This window comes from Cyanobium sp. A1C-AMD (assembly GCF_024346495.1).
GTDB lineage: Bacteria > Cyanobacteriota > Cyanobacteriia > PCC-6307 > Cyanobiaceae > Cyanobium_A > Cyanobium_A usitatum.
Genome location: NZ_JAGQDB010000121.1, coordinates 1 through 5389 on the forward strand (window position 1 = coordinate 1; position 5389 = coordinate 5389).

General features: G+C 61.8%; 8 protein-coding genes. 5 read left to right on the top strand and 3 right to left on the bottom strand.

The genetic code is table 11. From position 1 onward, the window contains the following. Window positions 1–179 precede the first annotated feature (179 nt). The 3 genes from KBY74_RS13390 to KBY74_RS13400 all read right to left on the bottom strand — a co-directional run bounded on the left by KBY74_RS13390 (window position 180) and on the right by KBY74_RS13400 (window position 1835). Window positions 180–1049, bottom strand: a complete 870-nt coding sequence (locus tag KBY74_RS13390; protein ID WP_254943126.1) for a M20/M25/M40 family metallo-hydrolase — start codon at window positions 1047–1049, stop codon at window positions 180–182. A 118-nt stretch (window positions 1050–1167) separates the two neighbouring features. Continuing rightward, window positions 1168–1521, bottom strand: coding sequence for a type II toxin-antitoxin system PemK/MazF family toxin (locus KBY74_RS13395; RefSeq protein ID WP_254943127.1), 354 nt, complete (start codon window positions 1519–1521; stop codon window positions 1168–1170). After that, on the bottom strand, window positions 1518–1835 hold the full coding sequence (locus tag KBY74_RS13400; protein WP_254943128.1) for a CopG family ribbon-helix-helix protein: 318 nt from the start codon (window positions 1833–1835) through the stop codon (window positions 1518–1520). The genes KBY74_RS13395 and KBY74_RS13400 overlap by 4 nt, the downstream gene beginning before the upstream one ends. A 158-nt stretch (window positions 1836–1993) precedes the next feature. Between KBY74_RS13400 and KBY74_RS13405 the strand changes: the two genes are divergently transcribed. From KBY74_RS13405 to KBY74_RS13425, 5 genes are all read left to right on the top strand, one after another. Continuing rightward, on the top strand, window positions 1994–2125 hold the full coding sequence (locus KBY74_RS13405; protein ID WP_254943129.1) for a hypothetical protein: 132 nt from the start codon (window positions 1994–1996) through the stop codon (window positions 2123–2125). A 56-nt stretch (window positions 2126–2181) separates the two neighbouring features. Next, window positions 2182–3813 (top strand): ATP-binding protein, encoded by a 1632-nt coding sequence (locus tag KBY74_RS13410; protein ID WP_254943130.1) that lies wholly within the window; start codon window positions 2182–2184, stop codon window positions 3811–3813. A 361-nt stretch (window positions 3814–4174) separates the two neighbouring features. After that, window positions 4175–4567 (top strand): hypothetical protein, encoded by a 393-nt coding sequence (locus KBY74_RS13415; RefSeq protein ID WP_254943131.1) that lies wholly within the window; start codon window positions 4175–4177, stop codon window positions 4565–4567. Then, the gene (locus tag KBY74_RS13420; RefSeq protein WP_254943132.1) at window positions 4546–4713 is read left to right on the top strand and encodes a hypothetical protein; all 168 of its coding nucleotides are present in this window, start codon (window positions 4546–4548) and stop codon (window positions 4711–4713) included. Before KBY74_RS13415 ends, KBY74_RS13420 begins: the two co-directional genes overlap by 22 nt. 287 nt (window positions 4714–5000) lie before the next feature. Next, window positions 5001–5389 (top strand): DUF4062 domain-containing protein (locus KBY74_RS13425; protein WP_254943133.1); only part of this gene is annotated, 389 nt, incomplete at its 3' end.

A 5389-nucleotide genomic window follows, 5' to 3' on the forward strand; every position in this document is an offset into this window, starting at 1 on the left:
AGGCCTCGGTGCAACCACGCGATTTCGCTGGCTTGCACAAGTTGGCCGAGCTCTCGGGTGATCAGTTCATTGCTGGCTTGGTTCTTTATGATGGCAATGAAACATTGCCGATGGGGCATGGGCTCTGGGCGGTGCCACTGGCCACCCTGTGGCGGCTCTAGGAACCCTTTAGTTTCTGTTCAACAACCTGAAATCGCCGCATCTAACCCATCGATCACCGCCCGCAGAAACGGCAAATCGAGCGTCTCGATCGTGTCGGATGGTTGGTGGTAATGCGGATTGCGCATGAATGAGGTGTCGGTCACCATCACGGCGTTGTAGCCCTCATCCCAGAAGGGGCTGTGGTCGCTGAGGCGTACATCCGGCAGCTGACGACCCTTGAACGGCACCGGCAGCACCTTCGTTTTCACATGGGCCCCCATGCCGCCGCTGAGGCCGGGCAGCAAGGCGGCCGCACCGGTGTTGGCCACTAGAGCAATGAAATCGCCGCGGCTGCCATACACGGCTTTCATTGCTTCATGCGGATAGTTCTGCACCTCGGCCGTATAGCCGAGCATCTCCAGGCTGAGCATCAGGTGCAGGCGCTGGCCGCTGCTCTTGAGCTCACGGGCCAGGGCGGCGCTCCCCACCATGCCCCACTCCTCCTGGTCAAACGCCACCAACCAGACAGGGCGCTTAGGTGGAGTTTGTGCCCAGCGGCGGGCCAACTCCAGCAGGGCCGCCACGCCACTGGCGTTGTCGTCAGCGCCGGGGGAGCCCAACGGGCCGTCGTAGTGAGCAGCCACCAGCACCGGCGCCAGCTCCGGCCGCTGGCCCGGTAGCCGCAGGATCAGGTTCACGCCCGCATCCGCCCCCTCCCCGAAGTGGTGCTGTTCCACCGGCCCATGGGTCTGCAGCTCCTCCAGCACAAAGCTGCGCACGCTCATCAGCCCCAGCTCATCCCAGCGGGCATGGCGGGGGCGGACTAGCTGCTGGAGATCAGCGAGTAGCCGCTGCTGTGGCAGCTCAGCTGCGGCAGACCTGGTCTCGTCTGGTGGGGAGAGTGGCATCGTTCAGCAATCGGTCCGATCACCGAGTTTCCTGGATCTGTCCCATGTCGCTGGTGCTCCAGTGCGAACGACGACGGCACGGTTGGGGTTAGTGGCAACGCTCAAGGGGTGATGGGACTTATATCTCTGGTTCCAGCCCCAGATACAGGCAGAGGCCCTTGCTGATTGCCTCCATCTCTGCCGCCGACACCTGGCCATAACGCCGGCGGATGCGCTGCTTGTCGATCGAGCGAACCTGATCCACCAAGGCCGTAGATGGCTTAGTGAGCCCGCTGGCTCCTGGTGCGAGATCTGGGTAGAGAGCACCCTGGGCGGGGGTGCCCGTCACGGGAACCACCGCAATCAAGGGGAAGCGCTGATTGCTGTTCACAGCCTCATCGCTCACCACAACACAGGGCCTGGTGCCCTGCTGCTCATGACCCTGGGTGGGCTCAAGATCCACCAGCACCACCGTGCCCCTAGCCAGGCTCATGCGTCCGGCTCCTGCCAGCCCTGCTCCCCACTCCACTGCAGCGGCACACCGGCACTGGGGTCGAGCAGGTTGAGATCACCCGCCGGTAGCCCCTGGCTCCAGTTCTCCAGCCCCAATTCGGCAGTGATGAGGCTGTCGGGATGGGGCTCCTCCAGCGAGCGCAGCAACTCCTGCCGTTGCCTGCGCTTGAGCTCATGGCGCACAGCTTCTGCAATGAAGCGACTTCTATTGCGCTCCACCCGATCAATCCCCGCCACCAGCTCCGCCGGCATGGTCACCGTGACGCGCTCAAGAGGGGACGCGGAAACTGACACGCTGATATGCATTTGAATGTGATCATACTGCCGCCGTCGATCCGCTGGCCTGGTCAGGCGCCGCGGCAGACCGCGTCATGCCTCGTTATTCGCAGAAGACGCCTGCCTGCTCTGGATCGTTCCGCAGAAGCTGGTGCCATCGCGTTGCAACACCAGCCATGGCCAGCCTCCTCCTCGATCAAATCCTGGCCACCGCCAGCCCCTTGGATGACGTCTTCGATTGCGGGGGCGCATCGAGTTGGAACAGCACCGATGAGACCGCCCGGGACAGCGACGCGCCGCAAGTTTGAGGGCCTCAGCACTGATTGCCTCAGCCATTCACCAAGCCATCGACCCACTACCCACCATGCAGACCCAATCCCAGGGCTGGCTGTCCATCAGCACCGAAGGCTTCGCAGCCATGAATGCGGCAAGGCCGCCTGAGCATCTGGTCAAGGAACTGGTGCAGAACGCGCTGGATTCCTTTGCTGATGAACAGCCGGGCCAGATCACGCTGCGCTATGGCCTCCTCGGCGACCAGTTCCATGTGAGCTGCTCGGACAATGGATCTGGCATCGAAGAACTCGCCGATCTGCGCGTCGTCTACCTCACCCACAAGACCGACAGCCACCTCAAACGTGGCCGCTTCGGGCGCGGCTTTAAGGAAGCTCTCTGCATCGCTGAGCAAGCACGGGTAGCCAGTGGCCACCAGCAATTGGAGTTTCTGCGCGAGAACGGTGAACGCGTCAGCAGGCAGGCCTCTCTGCCTGTCGCTGTGAACGGCACGCAGGTGCACATGCAGATGCCATGGCCAGCGGAGATTGCTGCACAGCTGGATGACTACTTTTCACGCTTCCTCGTGCCAATAGGGGTAGAGCTCAACATCAATGGGCGCCAGGCCCTGCCGCGCCAAATCGAGCACGTCATCAGCACCAACTTGAGCACCGAGGTCTATGACCCAGGCAGCCAAAGCTGGAAGAAGCCGAGCAGGCGCACGGCGATCCACCTGGTGCCCACGGTCGGGCACGAACAGCCCACCATCTATGAGATGGGCATCCCAGTTGCCGCGCTGGATTGGAATGTGCCCTTCCACTGCAACGTGCAGCAGCGGGTGCCCATGAACCCCAACCGCGATGCGGTGGCGTCTGGCTATCCCCTGAAGTTGCATGTGGCCTGCTTGCCCACCTTGCTGGAGGAGATGGATGCTTCCACCGTGAAGGACGACTGGGTTGGCACCGCAGGTCGACGCTGCGATACAGCCGTGCAGCAGCAGATCCTGAAGCGGGCTTTTGGCGAAAACATTGCACGATCAGTGCCGCGCATGGGTGCCCGGCACTTCGATGAGGATGCTCGAGATCTAGGTGTGCAGGTCGTGAGCACGGCCCAAGCCAGCGGTGGCTTTCGGGAAATGCTCAAGCTGCATGTGCCGTCAGCTCAGGAGGTGGTCCGCCGCGATGAGCTCAGTAAGGCTGAGCAGGCTGGCGACGATGGTTTTTCGGTGCAAACCGCAGTTCGATTGGCGGATGATCGGTTAGGCCTAATTGAGAAGCAGGGTGGCTGCGAGCGGGGTCAGCATTGCCTCGACTTTGCCGTTTGGTTTTGCCAGCATTTGGTGGATAGTGGGCCGGTGCAGCAACAGGGGGTGAGCGGACAGTTAACCCGCAACCCTGATGGCAGTCGCAGCCTGTATGCCCACTGGAGCGCCACCAATATGCTCACCTTGGCAATAGATCAGGCCTGCTTTTGGCAGGAGCCTCTCGGAGCTGAAAGCCTCAAGATCCTGATCCACGAAGCCGCGCATGCCATGAACATGCACCACGGCTATGAATTCCGTGTTGAGGTGGAACGGCTTGCTGGTGTTGCAGCCAGTGTGATGTTTCAGCGCGGCGGGGAGATACGTGATCTATTCCCAGGGCTGTGCACGCCGATGGCTGCCACTGGTGGCCCTAGTGATCAACTCTCAACAGAGCAGCTTTCTACTGGGAGCGTTGCCGGATGACCTCGCATTCTGATCGTCCAGGCTTGTGTGCAGATAAAACTAGAGCCCAGGTGCGTTATGGGCGATTTAACCGTGGCTTTTATTGCTGGTGTTTTGCCGTAGGGGTTGTTCTGGGCATCTGGCTAGCTCAGCGTTGAAGGGTCCGTCGATGCATTCCAGGCGGTGGACGCTGGTTCATGACCTAGTGGAATAAATACCCAGGCAAAGAAAGCCGAAGCTGCCGCAATCAGCACATCGATTGACAGCGCGACGACTCGGCATTGTGCTGACGCAGGTCCAGTTCTTTCTCGTCGTTCGCACAGGAAGCCAGCACTAATCCACCTTGCGCCGCGAGTCTGGTTGCATCCAGTCACGAGCCGTAATGTGGCGCAGCTGCTTCAAGGGCTGGTTTGGCGATGACCATGCCACAAAGAACCGCCGCAACGCCGGCGGATGCTTGCACCGCCAGCTGGCCACGCTCAATCTTTCGCCACTGCTGGAGCTCGCTGCCAGCCATGATCCGGTGGTTCTGGCAGAAGCTCGTCTCCGTAGGGCTGCCAGCCAAGGCCGTAAGCGCTGGCTGCGGGAGCAGCTCAGCCGCGAACCGCTGCGCAGCTGGCAGATCGAAGGCTTCGGGGACGCGCGGCTGAGGATGCTGGAGAGCCATGGCCTGAGCAATGGCGAGCAACTGCGCGCCAACATCGATCGCCTGCGCTCTCTCTGCCTTGCTTCGGGGCAGGGCGCGAGGATCTCGTGCTGCTGCCGGAGCTGCTGACACTGCAGAACGGTGAACAGCAGCTGCAGGCCCTCGGCCGTGCCATGGCGACCTTCGAGGCCGCGATTGAGACTCTGCAACCCACGATCTGTGATCGCCGCAGCGCGATGGAGGCCCAGCTGAAGGCCTTTGAAGTCCTGTGCTGATGGCCGAGGCCTGAGGATGGGTATCGCCCAGCCACAGGTCCCTCGCGGGCGCCAGGCTGATCCGTCGCTTCCGCAAAAACTGCATCGTTACGCCCGTATTAACCGCATCAGAGACTTCTCTTCTGGGTCATTGGGCTGGCTTCATTTCCCCCGTCAGCGAACCGGAGTGCCGGCCAACACCCTCGCTCGGATGGTGTTGTGGTGATTCCCATCGGCGCCCTGGGGCCCAAGGCCAGCGTTCTGATCCAGGAACAGCCTTAGCGTCATGAGTCCGCAACACATCCTCGATGACCACATCTCCAAGCATGGTGATCCGGGTGTTTCTCTCGTCCACGTTCGTGGACTTTCAAGAAGAGAGGAGCCTGCTGGTGAAGCAGGTGTTCCCCAGCTTGCGCCGGCGAGCGCGATCACGCGGTGTGGAAATCGTGGATGTGGATCTGCGCTGGGGTGTGACCGCCGATCAGACCGAACGCGGCGAAACGCTGCCGCTGTGTCTGGCGGAGATTGATCGTTGCAGGCCCTATTTCATCAGCCTGCTCGGCGAGCGCTACGGCTGGGTGCCGCCGGCCGATCCCACCTATTACAAGCCGGCCCTGCTGGAACGACAGCCCTGGCTGAAGGAGCGCATGGGCGGCGCCAGCCTCACGGAGCTGGAGATCCTGCATGGCGTGCTGCG